Below are 24,678 nucleotides of genomic sequence, written 5' to 3'. Positions count from 1 at the left end.
AGGATTTAATGTACATCAATAGTTCACCATCAATACAGGCGCGAAACGTGACTGTTGGCCGTTTTGCATGACTGCTTTGAGGGTATATTGATAGGTATTATTTATTTCAAGACCGATCGTATCATTGAATTCCAGTTGACTAGCATCTAGTACCTGCAATACACTCATAGGCGTTTTACCGCCGGCCCTGTATATCCAGAACTGTGCAACGCCGGGGTAGTCTAGTTTCCAATGCAACTGAATGCGTTTGTTCTCTCTATCCACCTGCGCTTTTAACTGTGGAATTGGCATGATGGCCGCATTTGCAGGAATCAGGATCGTTACTGGCGTGGCATAATCCGAATTCAATCCGGCCGAGTCCTGCGCCTGTAGAGTATATTGCCAGGACTTATCAAAAGCAGGCGGTGTCTCCTGTAAACTATCCAGCAAAGCCCCTTTTCCTATAAACTCCTTCACCAGTTGCCAACTGGCGTTTCCGGGGTCTTTCTCTCTCCTTAAAAGTCGGTATCTCACTACGTCGGCATCCTGGCTATTGACCCATATCAGCTTTACTTTCCCATCTTTGATTTCATAATTTTTGAAAGCCGGTGCAGTAGGCGGGATAATGTCTGGGCGTTGTAATTCCAATATGGCAGAAAAATCCGATTGGTTATAGCGTTTATCCGATGCCGTTATTTTATAGTAAATCTTACCTGCGATGTTATTCATCTGGATGGTATCTCGGAACATTGTATCTGCAATGGGCGTGGAAGTTAACTGTATAAATTCTGCCTCTTTTTTACTACCTCTAAACACACGATAGCCCATCAAATCCGGCTCTGTATTGGCGGCCCAGTGAATCCGTACCACGCCAGTAGAATCAACTGTACCTTTCAATTGTATAGGCACTGCTGGGGGAATGGTATCTTCCGGTTGTACCAACACCGGGAAAGATGGCGCAACCGTACCGTTCTTACCCACCGCCACTACTGCGATATAGTTACTAGGCAGCAGGTTGGCGGCCAGTTCCCACTTCCTAGTGCGCACCGGTATATTCCGCTGGAGTGTATCGTAAGGCCCTTTTACCGCAGCAGCACGGATGATGCTGAAGCCCGTAATGAGACTATCGCCGGCAGCAGGAAAATCCCAGGATAGGTCTACTTTATTTGATTTATTAATGTTGGAAGCGGTGATTTTAGGATTATAAGGGAGAGACGGCAGTCCCTCTCCTTTTACCGTATCAGACGGAGGACCCATTTCACCGAATGCATCTAGTCCGCGTACCCGGTACCAGTACATTTTGAAGTTAGTACCGAGGCTATCTACATAATAAATCCTGGAAGGGATACTGGAATCTTTTTCGTTTGCATTGACAATAGGCTCTTTATTGATCTGTTTGAACGGCGCATGCTCTCCTTCGCTGCGTTCCAGGATATAACTGTTGTAGGATTCCTTCAGCAGTACATAGTTCCAGCTCAGCATGACCGCTTTGTCTGCGAATAGCGCGCCTAGGTCCAGCGGTTTGGGCAATGGCGCTTCATCCATCATGCCTATAAAAACGGAGCCGGTATCAGCCTTCATTTTATCTGGTAGGTTGGCGTAAATCCGATACAGGTATTTTTCCTCTTTCTTGATCGTTTTATCCGTGAAAGCCAGGCCAGCGAATCCAGCTACTGTAAACGAGCGATCACAGGCAAACAAGGAGTAGGCGAAGCGTTGTTCCAATTCTGTAGACCTATTCACCACACTCATCGCATCTCCTTGTTTTAAGTCTGTTTTAAAGGACTCTCCATAGATCGCCTGTGCCACGATTGCCCCGAAATCACTGGTGTCGGAGATCGCTTGCCAGGCAGGCATCGGTAAGGGTTTGACAGGACTGTTGGTCAACACGATTCGCTCCGGATGATCTAGTACCTTTCCATTCCGGATAATCGTATATCGCTCTAACGTATATCCATTCACGTTAGCTTGCTTCCAGATACGCGGAGTGGTAGGCGCCCAACGCAACATCACGGAACCTTTACGCACCTTACCGATCATCATCACGCCAGGTCGCTGCTGTGCAGTGGCCTGTAGCACCCATGCCAGCAAAACGACTATCAATCCTATCTTATATAAACATTTAACTCTCATCTGTTTTAACTATTGAATTGGATTATACATTTGAATGGTAACACTGCTGCCTATCATACCATTCGGCAACACATACGTCAGTTTCATTTTATAGGTACCCTGACGGATGATTGGGAATAAGGCATTCAATACCGTATGATACGATGTTGGCAAAGGCGTTCTGATAGCGGCGTTCGACAGTTGTCTTTGAATCTCGCTCAGATCGGATTTGTATTGTTTAGGGAGATGATATCTGAACGGCAAGCGACTAGCATCTGGATTGAGGAGATAAGACTCTATCGGATAGATCGCCCAAACAGGTATCGTTTGCTGTCCTTCCGTTCTCTGGAAGGTGACCATATTGTTGTATGGGTAATTATCGTATATCAGCGGTTTAACATCCTGCTGGAAGTAAGCTTCGCCATCGAGGATAGCTTCCGTATGGATCAAGGATTTGGAGTCGGTATAATCTGTACCTACCAGTTCCTGTTGGTCGTAGACTTCCACCGGCGAAGTAAACACTTGCAACGCATGTACATCTGGAATATAAATGGGTTCGCGGATAATCTTCGTGATAGTGGCTGCATTCACTTTCTGGGCGAAAGTGCCGAATTCACTGGTACCGAAGTTATATGTCAGCAGCATTTTCTCCTCAGCGCCCACATTGGTAGCCACGCCGTCCGCCTTATTATTCCGTACCTGTACATCCTGATCCCCGATATTCGTATTTTCATACTGTTCTTTCACCTTTCCGCCCGCAGTAGCCGCTGGTGGCAGGTTCACCAGTTCCAGCGTATAGGACGCTTTCCGGTTGGCGACTGGCGTCTTCCAACTCAACAAATTCTTCGTAGGATCATAACTCATACTTGTCAACTGCGTTTGTCCGTTGGATTTAAAGCGCAGTTCCTGTTTCCAGCCTGTACTTGCATTGAAGAGGTATGATTGTCCACGTTTCAATTGCACGAAGCCATTGGCATATTCATCCACATAATAATGCTGCTGGTCAATCACCGGATAGCTGTACTGTATATTCGACAATGGGATACTCTCCGGCGCCACACCCGTAGTAAAGGTAATTTCCTTCGTTTCCACTGCTTGTGCGCCGTTTTCCATGACAGGTCTCCAGCTTCCGCCGACTAGCTCTTCGAAAGTAACCGCCACTATTGCTTTGAGGGAAGCGTGTGGCGGAAGAATTTCGTGAGAATAGAATGCCACGCCATCTTTGCGATCATTCCACTTCAGCGTACCATCTATCGCAGTACCGTCTTTTAATACTTGGAATTTATCCAGTTTGATCCTGTATTTTTTATAGTTACCAGACTCGTCGTCCAGTTCCATTTCTTTTTCCAGCGCCATGTTGAAGACCGCTTGTGGCGCCGCAAACACATCCACCTCTGTACTACCTTCGCCCGGAGCGATATCCGAAATTACTTTGAGACCGTTCAGGGGACCGCCATCCACTATTTCACATTCAGAGCCTAACTGTACTTTGAAGTTACAGCGCCCTTTGATCATACCTCCCAGCACGGAGTAGTAGCCGCCTACGTAGCCTCTGAACCAGAATGGATTTGGCAGTTTAGCCTGCATCAATACCGCCACTCCTATTTTCAGAATACTGATCTTCTTGCGTTTGCCGAATAATTTAAACGTTAATCCCACATCCCCTTGTAAGTACACATACGCCTGACCGTTGGCATACCAACCATTGATACCGATAGGTTCATCGCTGCCTTTACAATGGGTATCCTTGCCATAATCTTTCAGCATGATATCAAAACCAAGTCCGGCATCGAAGCGGGCATAGAAAATCAAGAAGGTAAGATCACCGGTAGTGAAGCTTAAATCTGCCCCAAAGGCAAATCCAGAGCCATTCCCCAGCGCGTTGAGGTCGCGCATATAATCCAGCTCGCTGAGCTCTACCCCTAAGATATTAGCGATAATAGCCGGTGGCGGCGGACTCGCAGGGATTTCATTACCCACCATCAAGTAAGCGCCTACTTTCAGTTGGATAGGACCTAAACCAAACTTAATGCCTATACGAGAATCCGGTCGGCCTATATGGATGTACCACATGCCTGGTTCGTAGTGCATCACCACGCTACCGGCAAGGTTTCCTTGTCCGGCCCCTTTCAGTGGGCCCGCACTTAAATAAAGTTCGAACACCCCATGGAGGGAATTATTTTCAAAATCCACGTCCAGTACGGCAACAGCAGTGAGTGCAGATTCATTGCTGAGGGCTTTTCTATCAGCCTCATACTGCGCTTTACCTTGTTCATCATTGAAGGTGAGTTTCTCCAGGTTTTTCTCCAGCTTATCGAATTTATCCAAGGGTAGCTCTTTAATGAATTGCGCCATTCCTTCAAAGTGAATGTATCGCAATCCGCCACCCGCTGAAAATGCCATTTCTAGCGTAACCTGGCCATTCACCACTTTACTTTGCGGGTCTTGCGAGCCAAAGCCTACGATCGCTTTGAATGCGAAATTTGTTTGTGCATCCGGCACATAGAGATAGCCTGTTGGTGTAACGCCGATGCCCGTTGTACCTTTAGGCACACGACCCGCCAATTTCATCTTTTCATAAGCGCCGCCACCTAGGCCATTAATTTTCAGTCCCGCGAAGATAGGAATGCCCGCCGCACCTAGTTTGGCGAAAGCGTCCGCATACCAATATCTGAATTCAGTAGTGCGGCCAAACAATGCTTTCGCGGATACTTCCAAGTTGAGCTTTTTCAGCTTCATGGAAATATCGCCGGCAAAGCCTTTTCCGTAGGTAGGATCATCTTCGAAGATGAAAACATTTCCATGCAGTTCTACCCCTCCTTTATCGAAGTTGATACCGATTTTATCCAGTTTGATCCTGTCAAATTTCCAGGAATCCAAACCGCTGTTTTGAGCGAGCTTACCAATAATCTCGAGCTGCGCGTCTCCCTTAAATCCTCCTTGTCCTTCTCCCAACAAATGCACATCAATACCAAAACTTAATCTCGCTTCATCATTACTGGCAGTGATCTCTATATTGTTGATACTCGCCGGGAAATTACCAATGCGGATTTCACCATTATATCCAAAGCTCGCAATCTTAATTTTCGGGCTGACCGTTTGCAATTCTAATCCTCTGAATTCAATATCCGCGAGCTTTCCAAGGCCGTCATCCGACATAGGTGCATCTTTCTTCAAGGACGCATTGATGGTCAATTTACCATGGAGAATTGCTTTCGGCAGGAATTTATCATCCTTTACTCGCAGTTCGATACTGGAGTTAGGATACAGGGTCACATTAGAAGCACGAATAAAATTGAAGCTGACCGTATCTTTTGGTTGTACCGTGAGGAGGTATTCATTTCCCGGACTGATGAGTGCATCGTATTTCAGTTGTGTTTTTTCATCCACTGGCAGTTTGATCGTACCACCGAAACCTGCGCCTGTCAACTTATTAGCCACTATATCCAAGGAAAAACGATCGATAGAGATAGGCCAGGTACCGGCAGCTCCCTCCTCGATAGGAATGATATTGGAGGCAGTTACTAGACCGGAGAATCCCATATTATCGATGAGGAGATTGCGCCCTTCGAGGGTGACTCTTTTGGTATCGGATTTTTTAGAGAACAGTTTGGGCAGCGTTACTTTTACGCTGCTGATATATACCCCTCTCCAAAGGTTATCGTTGCCTGGGAGCATGTATTGCTCCATGTATTTAGAAGGGAATACCGCCTGGGGAGAATTACGGATATCACTAAAATCAAAAACAGCTTTATCTACGCTGAAAGTGAAATCGTTTACGCCATTGATCTGAAAATCCGGGAGACTGATTTCAGCCAAAATATCATTCCAATCGCCCGCCACTGTTTTGAAATTCCCGCGTACTTGTCCTTGTGGCAACACCACGCCTTCTTTATCTGTGGGCAGTAATAGATCGCGAGAAAAAACCGCATCCGCATTGATGCTGAGTTCTTTAAATCCTTTACAATCGATGCGAGCAAAGGTGACCGGTTCTCCTCCATTGATCATATTATTGGACTGATCGAAGGAGCCTTTCAGGATTACCTGCAATTTCCCATTTCCCATATCTATCGGAAAATCGCCTAGCAGGGCCAGTTTCACATCACCGATGATACCACCGCTACGAGACAGTTTGATACCACTGGCCCCAAAGAACAGGTCTTTTACTTTGCCACTCTGCTGTGGAATTTTAATTCTCAGGAAGGCCGTAAACTCTGCATATTCCGGCGTGAATTTAACCGCAGTGATACCAGTGGTATACTGTACGTTGTTGAGCGTTCTTTTCTGTCCGACTGGCAGTTGGGTTAATCCTTCAGGCGTAAGGTCTTCGATGTAGTTGCCGCTGCTTTCCAGGTCGTCAAAAACCTTCAGGGCGTACCCCGTATTCAGGATAGCAGAGTCTTTCACCACACCAAAAGCGGCATGACTACACAGTAGTAGCAGAAATGGGATAAATAGGCGTTTCATTTTCGGATATATTTCAGGCTATGATCAGACCAGTGAGAATGTTGCACTGATCCGATCTGCCTTATATTTCTACGAGATTATTTTGACTTTCATCTCTCGTTATATCTCCAACACAAACAATTCCGGGATTACTATTTCACAGGTCAACAACTATTCTACATACAACGACAGGTAATGATTTCGGGAGACGACTACTACATCGACATGCTCAGTTCTTTCACAAAATCGGGTATATCACAGCCTGTGGTGGCCACAGTGGTCAGCATTTCAGCAGGAACGAGCGGGCTGTCTATCTGCAATGTCATGCCTTTAATGACACCCAGTTTAGCCAGGGCCGTTGCTTCTATACTGAACAGATCCTGCGATACCGCCGGGTTATCCTGTTTAGGAAAGGACGTCAATAATTCGCGGATACCTGTTTGTAGTAGCGTGCTGTTATTTTCCAGCAACCCTTTAAAAGCGGGCACACATCCTGCGAAAGTTTTTTCCCAGGTTTTCTTTTGTACATGCTTTTCCAGCTTTGCTATAGCGGTTTTCAGGCCTTCGTTATCACCTGTGATCACTGCTTGAATGGCCGTACAAAAGTTGCCTGGGAAGGACTTATCGAAGGTATCTTTGTATTTAGTATAGTATTCGATTAGTTTACTGTTATCGCTCAATACCGCAAAGCAGAAGCTGCGTTGGGTACTATAAATATAGCTACTGGTATAGCCGCCTGTTTCGAAGTGATTATGTTGATAGGCGCGTAATAGGGCAGCCGTATAAAAATGACATCTTGCAGATGAAAAGTCTTTTTTCACGTACATCTCATATACCGCCAGGTTTAGTTCCGTAGTACCTAATCTAATCAGGATTGCTTCTTTATCATTCCCTGGCTGGGGAAAGAAATCCAGGCACATTTGTTTGCTCTCCATGAACCTGTTGTACGAAGTTTCCAGTTGTTCTAGTTTCATTTGCTTAGAAATTGTCCAGTTTAAATATAATCACTTGTCCGAGTTCTTTGTCGACTGTCACCACATATTTTTCGATACGTCCTTGTAGGCTCAGGCGTTCCAGCGTATGACCCAGGGTATTCAATTCTGTATTTGTGCTATTCACCATTAGCTCTATGTTGCCATCGATCCATGTTTGGCTCATCTGCATGCCCTTGTTCGTACTTGGTAAAGCCACAGATCCATTTGTCATTGGTTTACATTCGAACATCCGGACTACTGTTGGATTATTTATATCCGGCTCCAGGGATAATACGTCGAAACCATGGCCGCTGTTATTAATTTTTACATTCACCACGCTACCTGCATTCGGGTTCATTTCTCTAGACAGCAGTTCCGCGATTTCCTCACCCAATTCTCCTTGTCGCGCAGTGGTGCCTGCCGTATAGGCCGTTAAGTAGTCATCCACTTTCTGTTTCAGCACTGTATTAGCTTGGGGCGCCACCACCACCGCTTTTCCTTCATTCACCAGCGAAGGAACTTTGTTAATCGCCCTGCTATCAGCTCTTGCAACGGAAGTCACTGCCGTCAGGTTGTCCAGCTCTCCTGGATTCATATGCGTGATAGCGCGTTGGGCAGTTTGCTGTGCTGTCTGCTGTACGGTATTGGTATGTTGTGTTACTGCTTCTTCTACTCGCTCCAGATCATTGGCAGCATCGCCATAGCCTTGGTTGCGGAGGGCAGCTTTCGCAGCAGCAGAGGATTTGGCAAAGTTATAAAGTATATCCGTGGAGATCAGGGAGATATCCATTCCGATACTTATCACCGGCCATACATCCAGGAATTTTTTACCTGCATCCGTAGACATCAGTTCCTGGCGCACTTTAGGCGAATTCAGGGCTGCATCCACCGGCATTTTCACCAGTTGGATAGCGGCTACCACTCTTAACAAAGTAGGCGCGCCTTTCGTCAGCAGGATTCTTATGGAACTGGTAGCGCCGAGGAAGTTGAGGTCCGTCATGATGGACTCCCCTGCTTCTTCCAGGTTTTTGGATACACCTAAATAATAGAGGTATATACCTGGCGCCAGGACGCTTTCGCTGGAATTAATGAAGTGCAGGCGAACAGGTTCAAACAGGCCGCAGTTGAAGGAGCCCAACACCTCCCCTACTTGATAGGTAAGCGGAATAAGGTTTACACGTCCAAAAGCATTAACGATACTCAGTTGATCGCCGCCCACTTCTTCCACTTGCATGAGGATCGTATGGAATGGTCCCGGTTTATCATGGTCATCCCCCCAGAATACGTCATGTTTGATGGTGCTCCGTTGTTCTGTCGTCCAATACCTATTGGCCAAGTTCAACAGGAAGGTGGCAAATGCTTTCGCATTTTTGTCGCCCATTTTATCGTCTAGACGGTGGCGCAGATCCAGTACCACCGCAGGGTTATCTTTCAGCTTTTGGAATAGCCAGGCCTGGTTCTTAAAGGATTTGAGGATATTCAGCGCACCTAATTCTTCATTGGTACCGGTTTCATCCATCATGCATTTAGACAGCGATACCAGGGCATCCCAAAGGGCAGTATCGGAGCGTTCACTGATCACAAAATCAGGAATGTTTTCATATACCACATCCACTTTGTCGCAGTCATCACCAGCCAATTCAAATGCCTTCTTATACAGGTTGATGATAGCCGGTTTCACTGGTTCGATATCTAGTTGCAGGTCTTTCAGCAGCAACTTATACTCCTCGTAAGAGTGGGTATACAACTGAATAGCGGGTCCGTGTCTATCTTTATAATAAATACCCAGGTAGAATACTGTATGGTACTCATCCCTGAATGGAATATTATCTACCTTGCCATAGTCCAAATCCTTACCCAGTGAAGGAATACCAACGCCTGCATATAAGTTATTATAGCGTTCATTCGAGAGCGTTAGGTCTACTTCTCCTTTACCGTATACATCCGCAAATAGGTCGACGGTGGAACCATCTGTCAGATCTACCCTGTTGCGATAGAACCTATTACGTGGGTCTACACCCAAGAAGTAATCATCCCTATCGAATTGGGTCGCTTTTCCTTTATTGGACCTGATCCAGGCCAGCAATTCTTTGATCCTTACCGCTTGTTGTTCTGTAGCTGCATCCTTTTCAAAGATGCCCCAAACCACGCCAGGATCGTGAATGGCGTCCCATTGGAATTTCGTCAGTTTAGTACCCTGACTGTAGTTCATCAGGTTATCCGTCAGGTCATTATCACGGAAGCCGTAGCCATCGAACGTATGTTTCAGGTGGAAGACACCGTGTCCTAATTCATGCGCGATTGTTTGGCCAAGGTTGGATTTAGCATCCGTAAACAGGTAACCGAACTGGCGATTTCTCGGCATATCTCCGGAGAGTAGCTTATCCTTTCCTTTTCCTGATTTCAGGACAAACAAGTACACGGCTTTATCATCGATCGTCCTGGATTTGGAGAGTGCTTCGTTTAGCGCCTTCATTTCCCTTGTTTGGGTATCTGTCAGGCCACTACCTTCCACATTCAGCGCCTCGTCGCCATCCAGGTCCCAGGACATATCCGTTAGGGGCTTATCTACTTCTACTTCCCAGTTGATACCCAGTGGACCGTATACACGTTGCAGGGTAGCCCGGATATCGTCTTTGTCTACCGCAGCACCGTTTACAGGCACCAGGAATACTTTGCGTTGTTTCTCTGTATAAGCAGTGATTAGCAGCTTGCCGAGGGTCATTGGTTTACCATCTTTCGGCGTGTAAACCGCGAAGAGCTCCTGTGCATCATTTGCAGGGCCACCTACGACCGTAATTTCATAGGTATTTTTACCGATGAGTTTACTTAGATAGCGTGTACCCTTCCCCGTTATAAACTGAATACTGTCTGGGATAATAGCAGGATCTGTTACCGTCATCACCGCTTTGACCACATCAACTTTGGCTGCTATGATGGCTTTTGCAGACACGTAGTAATCGTCAGAGAGCTTTTCATATGATTTGCCGAACAGGAGGCTCTTCGTGTATACCGGGTCCCATTCATCAAATGCATATGTTTGTTTTTCCGGATAGGCCATGAACTTCACCACTGCCTTATCAGGGTGTAGGGTATTTCGTTCTTGTGGCGGCGGTAGCTGTGAAGCCGCGTTAGCGCCACCTTTGGCCACTTGTGTTACTTTTCCGGATTCATCTGCCTGATAAATATTTCCATCCTTATCCTTGATAGTAGTTGGTAATTTATCTACCGATTTTGTGATGGTTTCACCGTTGCTACCGGTAATCGTGATCGTAGCAGCAGGACTTTGCGGGTTTGCAGCATGATCTGAGTTGATGGTTACTTTGATATCTTCCGGGCGATTGATCACCACCCCTACTTCGATATCCGCCGCATTATTGCCTGTTACCACTTTGCCAGTATTGCCACCTCCTTCGAAATAAGTATCCAAATCGGTGATGGACTTCCATTCCGGATCGTATTTGGTGCGAACTTCCCCTTTGGCCAACTCATAGTCTGAGTTGACAAACACATTCTCAAAGTATACCGCAATGCGTGCATTATTCAGGTAAGGCACGGTGATATAGCCTTCCCCAGAGAAGGTACCTCTGCTACCGCTTACCTTCGTCAGTTTTACGGCGAAGTCGCCCGCTTTGATCTCATCCCTTGCCATGAGGAGATTGAGCGGGTTCATGTTCTTAATAGCAATGGGGGCAGCGATAGCGCCACAGGTATAGTTCGTCTGTGTTTCAGCAGGAGTGGCTACAGTTTGAACAGGACTGAAGCCGCTTTCGCCCCCATCCGCACAGTTACAGCGAACTTTATATTCGTAGCTAGTATTTGGTGAAAGGTCATAAATAGTGAGACTCGTGTTCAGCGTTTTCTCTTCAAACCAGGCCGCATTCGGAAGGCCCGCTTTGCGGTATGCCACTACAAACTCTTGCTGGTTGGGGTCTGGGGCTGTCCAGGTAACTTCCAATCTGGTATTACCTTTAGTCTTGGCCGTCACCATGATAGGATCAGGGCAACTTCCTTTATACGTGAACGTGAATATTTCCGAGTAGCCGTTATTTTTAAACAGGTCTAGTTGCTGTAATTCTCCAACGGGTACACAACGTACCCTCCATGCGTATTTGCGACCCGCTTCGAGGGGAATTTCCCCTTGCAGGCCATAGACATACATCGTGTTGGGAACCGTGGTTTCGAATAGTGGGCGACTTGCTAGGAAGGCCGCTTGCGGATTGTTATCAAAACCGGGCATCAGCTCTGTCAACTGTAATAAGTATTCCGTTGCAAAAGCCGCGTTGGGAGAACCTTTATGGCGAGGCGTCCATTGGAACGAAACCGTAGTTGGTTGTTTGACTGCCAGTTGAACATTATTGCTAGGCGTATTCAGGAAAGGCGGATCATTGAGCATGATCCAAGCATTCGCGCAACCGTTGGTAACAGAGATTTTGGCGCCTGTTCGGAGTTCGTAGGCTTCAAAGCAAATGCGGTAGAAGTCTTCCGGCATTTTCCCACCACTGCTACTATATTGCGCCGCCGTGATGCCGCTGAAGGTCAGATTCTCTGTACGGAAGTAGGGCTCCAAATCTGCATCAGACAAGCGCACAGGCACGCCCCCATCCAAAGTAAGAATAGGCGTATTGGCTTGAGGGTTAGTCGTGATTTTTATACCTGTAGCTTGACCCGTGATACTTAGTCTGAGTCTGACTTTCACATTAGAAGCGTTGATATCCCTCAGAAAGAGGTTTACCGTCATCTTATTCGGCACATTTACATAATCAGAAGTAAATGGAGAATAAGGTGGGAGAATAATCGTATTCACCTGTGTAGGCCATACAGACTGGGCTTGCAGCGAGCCGCTGCAAATCAATAGGCAGGACAACAGGTATGCCATGCCAACTATTCGTCGCAGTTTGGAAAAAAGCGGGCCTTGCATAGGATATAGGAATATGTTAAACAAGTTCGTGCGCATTAAAAACTATAATTGTAGCCAACGGTAGTGGTTAATTCTGTGAGTCGGGCTGGCCCGATTCGTTGCTGTTTATTCTCCCGGAGCAGTGTTACCAGCGACAAATTGAAGTGATGTTTTTTCATGAATGCGTAGCTCGCATTTCCTCTCAGATTCCATACTTGCACCTGTTGCATTGCGTTGGCACTGCTAGTATTATAGGATACCGAATAATTTGTTTTCAATTGTTTATTAAAGAAGGGTTTACCGAAAGCCAGGGTGCCGCCCCAGGTGGTCGATGTGGCTTCTGGTAAACTATTGTAGCTGATATTGAAAGCGCTGCTGAAAGTAACCGCTGATTTGGTGAGGGCCACATTATAGGAAGCCACCCCATTATAGAAATTAGTGCCTCCGGTAGCAGCTTTCGTATCTCCTTGTTTGTCTGCCGCTGTTTGGAGGGAAACATTTAGGTTGAGTTGTTGTCTTTTCTTTTTGCTCTTACCAATTTGGTAGTTCAGGTTTGCATTTGCCTGTTGGGATAGTTGTGTAAAATTGAGTGTATCCAGGTTTTCATAAGGCGTCACCTGGTTGAGCAAGGCAAACTGTGATTTGATATTGGTAAAAGATTGAAAGTTGCTGTAAGAACCATCCAGTTGGAGTTTATCACTGGCTTGCCAACTGAGGTTGAGTCCACCGACGAAGCGTTTCATAGCGCTGGCTTTGCGATTGTTTAAATCATCTTGTTGTACGCCCGCATTGCCGCCTATGGCTACTCTTCCCTTGAACAGTGTTTGGGAAAAGTTCATCGTCATATTTTGGTAGTCGTTATTGTTGTAGTAAGATCCGAGGGTTCTGTAGAGGGGATCAATTCTTTCAAAGCCGAAACCAGCGCTGAAAGCCCCTTTGGCATAGTTCAGTCCTGCTCTGAAAGCAGTGTTCGAAGACGTGGACAAACGGTTAGGCATAAACGCAGTTGTCAGGAAGTGGCCGTTGCTGGTGCTGTCTTTTCCGGCATGCATATCGCCTGTTAAACTGCTGACAGCGTATTCCATTTGCAGTTTCAAATATTTGCGAATGGGTACAGCCCCTGCGAAGTCCACTACAATATTTTCTTGGGGTTTGATATCCATGGATTGCATGGTAGCTCGCTTTGGGAGGTCTATCGAATTCGTATCATCTTTTGCGCGGAAGATGCTCATAGAGAGGTTATAGCCTTCATATTCGTAGGCGATCTTTGCGCCCATTCCCATTCTTTTATAGGCGGGTTGGTTGAAGGTTTGGAGGGAATCGGGGCCTATTGCTTTTTGAAAGCGGCCATAGAGTATACTGTACTTGAATCTCCCTGGTGGCGCTAGATCTGCCGCTACTCCGAGAAACTGATGGCCGTTCACCGAGTAAGGTGAGAAGGTGGCGGATGTCCAGCCTAGATGTAGGGTCACCCATTTATAGGTAGGGTTTACGCTATATTGGTTAAATGGTTGTGTATAGCTGAAATTTCGGTTAGAATAGGCAAAGGTGAAAGGGATATTCCAGCCGTATAAAGAAAAATTGATATTGCCGCTTAGATAGTAGCTGAAAGGTGCTCTGCGATCTTCATTGTTGGAAGCATAAAAGATTGAATTGGCAGCCACTCCTCCTGAAACTTTCAGTGGATTTTCTTTTCCTATTCTTCCGAGGTCTTGACCGGAAGTATTTACCAGGCAAGCTAAGAAAAGGGCAACAGTAACAAACAGGTACTTGGGTAAAAAATGATTCAAGGTTTCAAGGGATTTCTTACTGAACAGAATAAATAATAATTACTGCCATTTACTCCTGCTACGGGCGTGCGTTGTTCCCGACATTACATATTATAGGATCATCAAACGTTAAACAAACACGCTCTCAATCGAGAACAAATAATAATATATTTTTTATAACATAAAATAATAATATGGTTATTTCTCCCATACATTATAAAAAGAATTGATATTGAGACAGTCAGCACTCGTGAAGGGGATATCACCAAACTTATCTAGATGCCGAATATTAGTTATACTGACGATTTCTGGCGGCGCTTAATGAAGGGGTGGAAGATGGTGTGGTACGTGTCTCCCGATATTATAAAATCAAATCCAATGAAAAATATCAGGCAACTGTAGATTTACAGTTGCCTGATAATTAGTAACTGCTTACCATTCAACGCTGTGAAAAATGCTTGCCTTCTATTTTAAACACAGCCGTGTATCCTTCACCAGCTTCCGAAGGCACGGTTATTTGTAATCCTTCCTCATCCTGTTTAAAAGCTATTTTTTGTTTACTACCTAATAGCGATACCTTTCGGATGTTCCCAGGGTGGTACGTTGAAGTCAGGCCCAGTGCAGGAATCAGCAGATTACCACCAGTAGGGTTTAATACAAACACATAGAGATTACCTTTATTCACCGTAAATCGTACTTCCTGGTTGGAATACATTGGACTTTTAATTGTTCTTTCATTGAAATCCTCCGCAGTACCGTGTTGTTGTGCAGCTTCCGCATCTGTTATACTAACATCTCTTTTACGCTGTATTCCATGAAAGTTATCGCCGAAAGTTTGCCATGGGCTTGATCCGTAGATCGCTTCTTTATTACGGTTCATCCACCATCCGATGGTATCCAATATTAATTTATGATCTGCAGGGATAGTACCGTCTGGTAATAATTCCACGTTTAACAACAGATTTCCGTTTTTGCTAATCATATCTGTAAAAGACTCGATCACGGTTCTGGCATTGTGGCGGGAAGGAATTTCTTTTTTGTAGAACCAATGTGTGAAGGTCATGGTACCTTGCCAAGGATATGGCAATATCACTGCGGAGCCGCCGCGCTCAATATCCCGCAATACCATGGGTTCCTCTTGAATTTTCCCGGCTACTACTACCGACAGGTTATGATGTTTTTGCAGGTGCTGTTGCAAGAATTTCGTACTTGCCTCCTTCCCATAATTGCCGTACGGGAAGCCATATCCATCGAACCACAGCATGTCCACATCATATTTCGTTACCAGCTCCACATGACGATCCAGCCAGTTCTTTTTTACACTTTCTATCCATTCCGGTGTTCTTTTTTCAGGAGGAAGTCCGTATAGATCTGCAGGATCCAATCCCTCCCACCATTTACCAACGCCATCGGCTTTGGTGAGGTAGCCATCATATTTCACGCCTTTTTTAGGGCCGGAAGTATCTGCGCCAAAAGCCGGCAACCACCAACTCATAAATCGGTCGTCATGCGAACTAACGCCAAAGGGCATATGATATTTAGTGGCTGATTGGCGGAATAGTCCGATGATATCTTTATGCGGGCCTACATTCACGGTATTCCATGCATGATAGGTAGAATTAAAATTATCAAAATGGTCATGATGGCTCGCTAGCGCAACAAAATACCTGGCGCCGATATGTTTAAAGTAACGCATTAGGCTATCGGTATTCAGGCGTTCCGCCTTCCATTCATGGATCACATCTTTAAATCCCTTCTCCGAAGGATGACCAAAATGACGGAGGTGATATGGATAGGCATTTGCGCCGAATTTTTGATTGCCAACATCTTGCATGTACATATGTCGCGCATACCAGCCACCACCACTATCTGGCAATGATTGAGCGCCCCAATGCACCCAAATACCCAATTTAGCTTCGGTAAACCATTTAGGGAAGCGGTACTCTTTGCTCAGTTGTTCCCAGTTAGGCGCCTGCTGTTGCGCAGCAACATGCGATACTATCATTACCAAAAATACCGCGCAAATGCATCCATATATTTTTTTCATTGTTCCTGTTCTAACTTATAATTTTAGTTAAGTGGTGTTAGTAAGATGGCCTGTCCACCGGAAGGTAGTAAATGACTGTCTAAAACAGTGGAAGCATCCACGGTGATAGATTTGACGGATACCTTTGTGCGTACTGCCGACGCAGGATCATCGTAATAAATAGTGGCTTTATATTTTTTTCCAGGCGAAAGGAAAGAACAATTAATATGTAGGTCTCTCGCATCATTGTTCGTAATGCTTCCTACAAACCATTCCTTATTGTGTTTGCGGGCGATGGTAATATATTGCCCAATTTCTCCATCTAATACCTGGGTATCATCCCAAACGGTGGGTACTCGATCGAAGAAATCCAGTTCCGGTTCATCTTGGGAATCTTCCGGTTTATCGTACCAATACATAAATTGCAGTGGGCTATAATACACAACAGATAAAGCCATTTGATGCACCGACGTTGTTTTCAGCACTCTTGAATTCTGTGTTTCCGCTAAGCGTTTTTTAAGCTCTGGTCGGTGATAGTAGCAGATGGTATAATCTGCGGCACCGCATAGGAAGCGGGTAAAAGGCAATGTGGCGTTATTGTTTGCGTCCGGCATTTCTTCATTTCCTCTAACGCCTTCTTGCGTCAGTAAATTCGGATAGGTTCTGCTGAAGCCTGTAGGTCTGTATTCATCATGGATATCCACCAACAAATGATGCTGCGCACATTTTTTCACCGCATCATGGAGCCATTTGGTCCACTGGAAGGAGCCTACATTTACAAAGCCAAATTTAATCCCTGCGATGCCCCATTTCTCATACAATGGCAGTATGTCATCCAATTGCTTTCCTAGCGCTTTTTTATTGACATATACCCAAACGCCTATCCCTTTTTGCTTAGCATAGCGCACCACTTCCTCCATGTTCAGGTCATTAACAGGATTACGTGCGGGGTCCACATTTACGTGGGTTGCATCTGAAGCCGTATCTTCTTCAGCACCATACCAGCCTGCATCGAAATGTACATATTGCAAATGACGCTTTTCCGCAAAATCGACTACTTTCTTCGCACCTGCGGTAGACAAAGACATTTCCCTTATCACTTTACCCGGTTTGATCCAGGCCGTCTGTTTAATGGCACATGGCGCATTGAGATTTAGGAGGAGATCATCATTTTGCAACAAGGCAGTGGCTTTTGTAGCTAGCATAATTACTCTCCAAGGTGTCACAAATGGCATTGGCAACGTCACTTTATCATACATGGCACAAGCGATAGTATTGGGTTTGCCTGGTGCTAATATAAATTTCGTTCTACAGTAGTCCACTACGGCTGCTTCTGCCAATGCTGCATAAAGGCCGTTGGGTAATTGCAGCGTTAACGGACGCTCTGCCTCTCCTGGCCATTTGTCCAAGGATAGCAGCTTGTAAGATCCCTGCGCATGATCTGTGAACCATGCTTTGGTGCCTGCTGGAAAGGAAAACTCCGTTCCATCCTGGCTAATGGACATCGACTTGCTGCCGGCTTGCTTAGGAAAGCTATAACGGAAAGCAATGCCTTCATTGTAAGCGCGTGCCTCCAATTCCATTACATCATGCGTGTTGTTGTTTTTCATGAAAGTAAAGGTCAATGCACGATAATGGTCATGGATACGATTGCGCTCTCCATACACCGGCTTCCAGTATTCATCTTTCGCAGACGCCTTTACAGACTGAAGTTTCAACCCGTTCTGCCAGCCTTCTACTCCCAGCACCGATTGCTTAATAATATCCTGTTGCTGATAGGTGACATCGTAATGGATCACACCATCGGTAACGGCTACACGAAAAGAGATCTTTCCATCTGGCGATGTTAAAGTTTGTCCAAAGGTTTCAATGGCTGTAAGCAATGAAACCAAGAAAAAGAATAGTCTGTACATCTTATTAAAATACTGATTTGAAAGAGGAAAGTGGCCATCCCGATTGCAGGAATCAGGATGGCCAACTGTTACCGGATGCTTAATACCCAGGATTCTGTACCATCTTCGCGCCGGAATTCGCTTCTATCACGGCGGTAGGAATTGGCATCCTGTTTACTTTCGGATCGGGTTTATAATTATTTTCAATAACGTCGCCATTATATTTCGTCAAATATTCAGCCAGTTTCCCTAAGCGCATCAGGGTATTCAGTCTGAATTCTTCCATGTATAATTCCCGTGCACGTTCATCGAGTATCAGGTCAATGTTTACATCACCGCCAGTAACCAGTGTTGCGTTTGCCCGCTTTCTCACGAAGTTGATATCATCCGCCGCACCGGCTACATCGCCTGCGTTTAGCTTAGCTTCTGCTCGCAGCAGGTAGGTTTCCGCCATCCGCATGATGTACCAGCATTTGTAGGTACGGCCGTTGTCGTGCCATTGTTTGCTGGTAGCATCTTGAAATTTCCTGTAATGTACTACTCCTACTCCTTTGATAAAAGTGGGCGCACATCCTGCCCGGAAACGTGCCGGATCGCGCACATTAGCTAAGGTCATGGGTTGTCCGTAGAAGGCACTTGTTGGATTACGCCAGTAATAGGTGCGGATGATATTATATTGAGAATTCCTGATATCTCTATTCCAATCACCTTTATACTGCCAGATAAGACTATCGGCGTACTTAGTGGCGGTTAGATTACCAACAGGTCTTCCCATGAGGGTATCTTCCAGGAAATTAGGAACATTGTTCAGATCTGTTAAGGACCAAGAATTGGGGCCCCACCATCTTTCCATTACAAATAGGCCACCAGCGCCATTTACATCGGTGTTATCGCCGCCCATGATCGTTGGACTTTGCTCTATATTCCAAATGGCTTCCGCGTTCCCTTCTTTGAAGTTAAAATTACCATCTTGGAATAAGTCGAAGTACACATCCCCCCAAGGTTTATAAGCGCCTTGATAGGTAGGGGCATTGGTGCTGAAGTTGGTCCATTTACCAAACCGCGATAGCATCAAGTGACAGTTTCCACCCAGGATCACTGAGTCCGCCGCTTTGATGGCGCCTGGATAATCTTGTAACGCGATATCCACTTCACTCAATAGATGAAAGGCCGCTTCTCTGGGAGCTCTACCAGAAGTTTGCGCATTAATATACGGTATCCATTGAACGGCAAAAGTAAGATCAGCTTTACACTGCTGATAAACATCGGCCCGTTTGGATTGTACATAGTCAAATTTAGGGACTTTCGTCTCCTCTAATACAATTGGTACATCTCCCCACATATTGGCCAGGAAATGGTAAGCAAATGCCCGTAGAAATTTGGCTTCGCCTACGATAGCATTTTTATCCGCCTCTGATTTCCAATTGGCGGCAGGCAGGTCTGCGCGACTTATTATAATATTCGTCTGGGCAATGATAGCATACAAACGGCTCCACCATTTATTGGAAAAACCGTTATCGGCGTTAATTGTATTCCATCTGAAAAAAGGAACCACCGTATTCGTTCCTCCCAAGTTATTCGCAAAATCCGCATCGTAGCCCAACATATCGTAGTTTTCGGGGGAATCCGAATTGGCGTAGAAATAGGTGCGCACGCGCAGGTAGATATCTGCCAATGCAGATTCAAATTGTGCTTTATTCGTATAGGAATTCTCTGGGCTGTAAAAATCCAGCGGCACTTCCTGCAAGGATTTCTTACAGGATATAAAACTTAGCGAAAGGAGTGTTATAGTGGCAAAAATCAGTTGCTTCATAACTAAAAGTTTAAGGTGAATACCCCCATAATATTTCTCAGCGATGGAATAGAGCCATCCGTAAAACCGTTGTCGGTTTCGGGGTCCAGTCCTACCCAATGTGGCGCATAGGTAAACAGGTTATCTGCACTTACGGAGAAAGAGAGGCCATGAATACCGTACCGTTTCACCAACTTGGTGAAATCATAGGTGAGTGAAATTTTCTGTAGTTTGATAAAGCTTCTGTCGAAATATTTTACGCCTTTATAAGCCGCCGCATTTCCATAGTTCATACGAGGGAACATGGCATTTGTATTGGTAGGTGTCCAGTAATCATAAACGATGTGATTAATAGCTGGATTGTTGGCGTATCCATCATTATAGGGCGTATTGCTCCCAGAGAGGAAGTAGCCGTTGCCGCCCCAGAGGGAATACACGTACACCATCAGTGAGAAATCCTTATAGCGGAAGGTATTCGTGAAGCTCCAAGTGAATCTTACTCTTGAATTTCCTAAAAATACCCGGTCACTATCGGAGGTAATTTTGCCATCATGGTTTACATCCAGTAATTTATAGGTGCCTGGCGCCATGCCGGCCATGATGGTGCCATTATCTTTATCTGCCTGTTGCCACATGCCGATGACCTTATATCCGTAAATGGTACCAAGTGGTTTACCGATAAACAAACCATCTGAGGGCCTGTCTGCCTCTATGCCTGTTTTCGGATCGGGGCCGTAGGCCGTAATCAGTTTATTCCAGTTACGTGCAAAAGCTACGTTCGACATCCAGCCAAAGTTAGGCGTGCGGACATTCTCCGAGGTCAGGCTGATTTCAATACCTTTATTGCCTATACTTCCCAGGTTGGTGTTGATTTGTCCGAACCCGGAGGTGGAAGGTATAGTCAGCGGGAATATGAGGTTATGTGTTTTCTTGCTGTACCAGTCAATCTGGCCAGTGAGGCGGTTATGGAGGACAGCAAAGTCCACTCCCAGGTTTACGCCTTTGGTATACTCCCATTTTAAGTCGCTATTACCAAGGGAGCTCACGGATTGCGTTACTACGAATGTACTACCGTTATAGAAATATTTGGAGTTGCCCATTCTCGCCAGTGTACCATATGGAGAAATAGACTGGTTACCATTGGTACCATAAGAAGCCCTTAACGCCAAGTTATCCAGGAACGTCAAGCTGTTCATGAATCGTTCTTTTGATAACTGCCAATTGGCGCCCACAGAGGAGAATACCCCATACTTATGGTTTTCACTGAAAGCAGAGAAACCATCTCGGCGAACCGTACCTGTAATAGCATATTTCTCTTTATAACTATACGTCAATCGGCCCATTTCACCAATAGCAGCAGTTTGGGTACCACCGGTGTTCACTGTTTGCGTTTGGGCTTTGCTTAAGCCATAGATGCCCAAAGAAGGGTCATTGAAATTTTCACCATGGGAACTCTGCAGAAATACGCGATAGTCTTCCATGGAATACAGCAAGGTAGCATCGATGCTATGGTCGCCGAAAGTGCGGTTATATTTTATCAACTGATCTACTAAGATGTTGGTATTCCTGTTATAGTTCACGTCTCCCGTACCATTCTTCGGCAGGCCGTTAACAGTTTGTAGCCCGTAGAAGGAACCGTTTTCATTCCAGTTTTGGGTAATGGCAGTCGTTAAATTATAGGACAGGCCCTGTACCCAAGGCGCTTTGATCACCGCTGTGAGTATACCATTCAGGCTATTCTGGCGGTTATATATTTGATTAGGAATTTGCCAGTAAGGACTGTTAAAGGAAGTCGTCGTTTGTGGAAACTGGAGATAACTACCATCTGGGCCTTTCAGGGTTGCATAAGGACTGAACTGATAAGGGCTGCTGGAACTGCCGCCACCGCTCAATCCGTAGATAGTGGCGCCGGGGTAGTCTTTCAGACTATAGTAGGCATTGATCCCTAAGTTGAACCATTTCGTCAAATCTGTTCCAACCCGCACCCTCAAAGAATAGTGATTATACAGGTCATTTACAATCACCCCTTTTTGCTTGATGATATTACCGGAGATGTAGTAATCCGTTTTATCTGTACGGTTGGATACACTGGCCGTAACATTCATCGACTGTCCGGCTTGACGGAATAGGCTGTAAGGGTCTTTCAAGGTAGCCTGATGATCTGGCGTAGCGTTGTAATTAGTGGCTTCAATGGGTTGCAGGTAAGTAGCCATATTATTCGGATCAGCAGGTAAACCATTCGCTACTCTGTAATCCAGTACGCGTTGCAGATAGCCGGGAGCATCGTATACATGTAATGGTTTCAACTCATTCGTGTAGCCGTAGCTGGCGTTGACAGTGAATTTGGGTTTACCGTTAATACCACTCCCTTTTTTGGTGGATATCAAAATGACGCCGTTGGCAGAGCGGGAACCGTAAACAGCAGCAGCGCTAGCGTCTTTGAGGACGGTAAAGCTTTCAATATCTGCTGGTGCGATATCGCTTAATGAACCTCTGAAAATGGCCCCATCCAATACAATCAGCGGATCATTGCCGGCATTTTTGGAGTTAGTTCCTCGGATGGAAAACGAAGCTACGTCACCAGCTTTATTAATGCCGCCCACATTCAGACCAGGAATAACGCCTTTTACCATTTCAATGACGTTATTCACCGGTACTTGCTCATAGCGTTTTAAATTAGCCGTAGCTACAGATCCGGTGATCGCCTGTCTTTTCTGGGTACCGTATCCTACGGCTACTACTTCCTGCAAGGCGGCCACCAGCTTCTTCATTACAATTCTCATGTTACTATTGCTACCGGAAACAGGGACCTCTTGGACCGTCATGCCCACATAGGACACCACTAGGATGCCGTTATCGGTGGGTGCATGGATAGAGAATCGGCCGGCGCTATCTGTGCGTGCGCCCAGTGTAGTACCTTTCAGGCCCACAGAAGCGCCGAACAGCGGGTTACCTGATTCATCTACTACAGTGCCGGTAATATCCATGGCGACGTGCGTCTCCACCACCCTTTCTTGCCCTATTTCTTTTTTGTCTTTGATAACAATTGTTTTGTCGATAATGACATAGGAAAAGGGTTGGCTCGCCAGACATTGATCCAGCGCCTGTTTCAAAGGAACATTTTGCAGATTGAGATCTACTTTTTTTGTTCCTCGAAGTGCTTTTCCTTCATACCAGAAATAATAGCCTGTTTGTTGTTCCATTTTTCGAAACACATTTTCCAGGCGTGCATTGTGTTCTACAAGCGTTACACTCTGTGAAAACCCATTTGCGCTTACTTGCAACGCGCCAATGGTCAACAACAGGATTGCCAGTTTCATTACACGTGAAATTTTATAAAGGACATTCCGTTCCCGCATGTTGTGGGAACGGTTGCCCCAAGCCGTTAAATGCATATATTTGCATATCCCGGTTACCCCCGGGATGAGGTTTGGGTAAGAGAATAAACAGTATCTGATTGCTGTGGAACATCAGCCCAACATTTTGCCGGGTTCCGGGACCAACGGAATCCGGTTTTTCATTGTAGCTGACCTGTTGAGATTTTGGTTACTAAATTTTCATGTTTTGGTTTTTAGTGGGTGATTAAGGAGTGACTACAATCTTTCCATCTCCCATCCGGAAATGGATATTACTCTGTTCCAATATGCTAATGACATTGGAAGCATTTGTATTTCGGCTGATTTTTCCTGAAAATTCGCGTGATGGCGGGGTGCCTTCATATTCAACCTCTATATTATACCAGCGGCTCAGTTGCCGCATGATGGTCTTGATATCTGCATTGTTAAAAGAGAACAGGTTGTCTTTCCAGGCCATGATGTCTCCCAAATCCACTCCTTCTTTTATATAAATATTATTGTTGTCTGGTTTAATTTCCGCTTGTTGGCCAGGAGTTAGTATATGCGTTGGTTGATCAGCAGTGGTGGAGACAGCCACCTTTCCTGCCAACAAGGTTATTTTCATTTCCGTTTCATCCGGGTAAGCATTCACATTGAATTGCGTGCCTAATACTTTCACCATCGCATTTCCGCTCTTTACCATAAATGGCATGGAGGCATGTTGCGCTACTTCGAAATACACCTCCCCTTTCACTTCTACTTCTCTTTGCTGTCCGGTAAACACCGTAGGAAAACGTATCGCCGAAGCGGCATTCAGCCATACTTTGGTACCATCAGAGAGGGTCACCTGGAAGCTACCACCTTTGGGCGTAGCGATATTGTTAAAGAGGACTTCTTGTTGTTTCCCTGCGGCTGCATAGATCAATTGGCCGTTTTTCAAACTAGTAACACTGGTATTTCCTTGTTGGGCCAGTAATCCAACGCCCGCACTGTCTAATGCGATGGTACTGCCATCGGCGAGGGTTAGCACTGCTTTTTCCCTACCAGGGCTAAAATCCGTTGTAGATTGTTTAATCGCCACTATTGGGTGCGACGTTTTTTGTCGATGTAAGAACCATAGGCTTCCTGGTCCCAAGAGTAAACCTATGGATGCGGCTACCGCTATCCTTCGCCATAGCAAATAGCGAGGCGCTGGCGAGGATGACTCCTGGTGTATATGTTGTGTAATCCGTTCATAAACCGCTTCTACCGCCGCAGAATGATCTTCTTCTCCCTCCATATGCTCCAAACGTGCGCGCACGAGGCTTTTTAAAATATCTCCGTTTTGCTCTCCTGCAAATTCCCGCATCAACATGGCTGTTTCCTCTTCGGTACAGTCATTATTTAGAAAACGAATAAAAAGTGCTTTTACTTTATCTTCTGGTAACAAGTTGTTGTTTATAGCTATTACAAC

10 protein-coding genes are annotated in these 24,678 nt (G+C 45.6%); all 10 read right to left on the bottom strand.

Annotated features, from left to right (window positions below; genetic code table 11):
- Positions 1 to 15 precede the first annotated feature (15 nt).
- The 10 genes from JO154_RS05680 to JO154_RS05635 all read right to left on the bottom strand — a co-directional run bounded on the left by JO154_RS05680 (position 16) and on the right by JO154_RS05635 (position 24,654).
- Positions 16 to 2,112 carry a hypothetical protein gene (locus JO154_RS05680; protein ID WP_291942710.1) on the bottom strand — a complete coding sequence of 699 codons (2,097 nt, stop codon included), beginning with the start codon at positions 2,110 to 2,112 and terminating at the stop codon, positions 16 to 18.
- A gap of 9 nt (positions 2,113 to 2,121) precedes the next feature.
- A complete protein-coding gene (locus JO154_RS05675) occupies positions 2,122 to 6,558 on the bottom strand; it encodes a hypothetical protein (RefSeq protein WP_291942708.1) in 4,437 nt (1,478 codons plus the stop codon).
- 194 nt (positions 6,559 to 6,752) lie between these two features.
- On the bottom strand, positions 6,753 to 7,511 hold the full coding sequence (locus tag JO154_RS05670) for an Imm49 family immunity protein (RefSeq protein WP_291942707.1): 759 nt from the start codon (positions 7,509 to 7,511) through the stop codon (positions 6,753 to 6,755).
- A 4-nt stretch (positions 7,512 to 7,515) separates the two neighbouring features.
- Complete coding sequence (locus tag JO154_RS05665) at positions 7,516 to 12,390, bottom strand: fibronectin type III domain-containing protein (RefSeq protein WP_291942706.1); 4,875 nt, start codon at positions 12,388 to 12,390, stop codon at positions 7,516 to 7,518.
- Positions 12,391 to 12,467: 77 nt separating this feature from the next.
- The gene (locus JO154_RS05660) at positions 12,468 to 14,201 is read right to left on the bottom strand and encodes a hypothetical protein (protein WP_291942704.1); all 1,734 of its coding nucleotides are present in this window, start codon (positions 14,199 to 14,201) and stop codon (positions 12,468 to 12,470) included.
- Between the two features lie 418 nt (positions 14,202 to 14,619).
- Positions 14,620 to 16,185, bottom strand: coding sequence for an alpha-L-fucosidase (locus JO154_RS05655; protein WP_291942702.1), 1,566 nt, complete (start codon positions 16,183 to 16,185; stop codon positions 14,620 to 14,622).
- 65 nt (positions 16,186 to 16,250) lie between these two features.
- Positions 16,251 to 18,119 carry a glycoside hydrolase family 97 protein gene (locus tag JO154_RS05650; RefSeq protein ID WP_291942699.1) on the bottom strand — a complete coding sequence of 623 codons (1,869 nt, stop codon included), beginning with the start codon at positions 18,117 to 18,119 and terminating at the stop codon, positions 16,251 to 16,253.
- 79 nt (positions 18,120 to 18,198) lie between these two features.
- A complete protein-coding gene (locus JO154_RS05645; protein WP_291942697.1) occupies positions 18,199 to 19,911 on the bottom strand; it encodes a RagB/SusD family nutrient uptake outer membrane protein in 1,713 nt (570 codons plus the stop codon).
- A gap of 2 nt (positions 19,912 to 19,913) precedes the next feature.
- Positions 19,914 to 23,210, bottom strand: a complete 3,297-nt coding sequence (locus tag JO154_RS05640; protein WP_291942695.1) for a SusC/RagA family TonB-linked outer membrane protein — start codon at positions 23,208 to 23,210, stop codon at positions 19,914 to 19,916.
- Positions 23,211 to 23,472: 262 nt separating this feature from the next.
- Positions 23,473 to 24,654, bottom strand: a complete 1,182-nt coding sequence (locus JO154_RS05635) for a FecR family protein (protein WP_291942694.1) — start codon at positions 24,652 to 24,654, stop codon at positions 23,473 to 23,475.
- Between the last annotated feature and the right edge of the window lie 24 nt (positions 24,655 to 24,678).

The sequence above is a fragment of the Chitinophaga sp. genome, from assembly GCF_019236475.1.
Taxonomy (GTDB): Bacteria; Bacteroidota; Bacteroidia; order Chitinophagales; family Chitinophagaceae; genus Chitinophaga.
The sequence above is the reverse complement of the archived record's forward strand: the minus strand, read 5'-3'. Positions and strand labels throughout refer to the sequence as shown.

Coding starts and splice junctions, on each gene's coding strand:
- JO154_RS05680 (WP_291942710.1), bottom strand. CDS start 2,112: ATGAGAGTTAAATGTTTATATAAGATAGGATTGATAGTCGTTTTGCTG.
- JO154_RS05675 (WP_291942708.1), bottom strand. CDS start 6,558: ATGAAACGCCTATTTATCCCATTTCTGCTACTACTGTGTAGTCATGCC.
- JO154_RS05670 (WP_291942707.1), bottom strand. CDS start 7,511: ATGAAACTAGAACAACTGGAAACTTCGTACAACAGGTTCATGGAGAGC.
- JO154_RS05665 (WP_291942706.1), bottom strand. CDS start 12,390: ATGGCATACCTGTTGTCCTGCCTATTGATTTGCAGCGGCTCGCTGCAA.
- JO154_RS05655 (WP_291942702.1), bottom strand. CDS start 16,185: ATGATAGTATCGCATGTTGCTGCGCAACAGCAGGCGCCTAACTGGGAA.
- JO154_RS05650 (WP_291942699.1), bottom strand. CDS start 18,119: ATGTACAGACTATTCTTTTTCTTGGTTTCATTGCTTACAGCCATTGAA.
- JO154_RS05645 (WP_291942697.1), bottom strand. CDS start 19,911: ATGAAGCAACTGATTTTTGCCACTATAACACTCCTTTCGCTAAGTTTT.
- JO154_RS05640 (WP_291942695.1), bottom strand. CDS start 23,210: ATGAAACTGGCAATCCTGTTGTTGACCATTGGCGCGTTGCAAGTAAGC.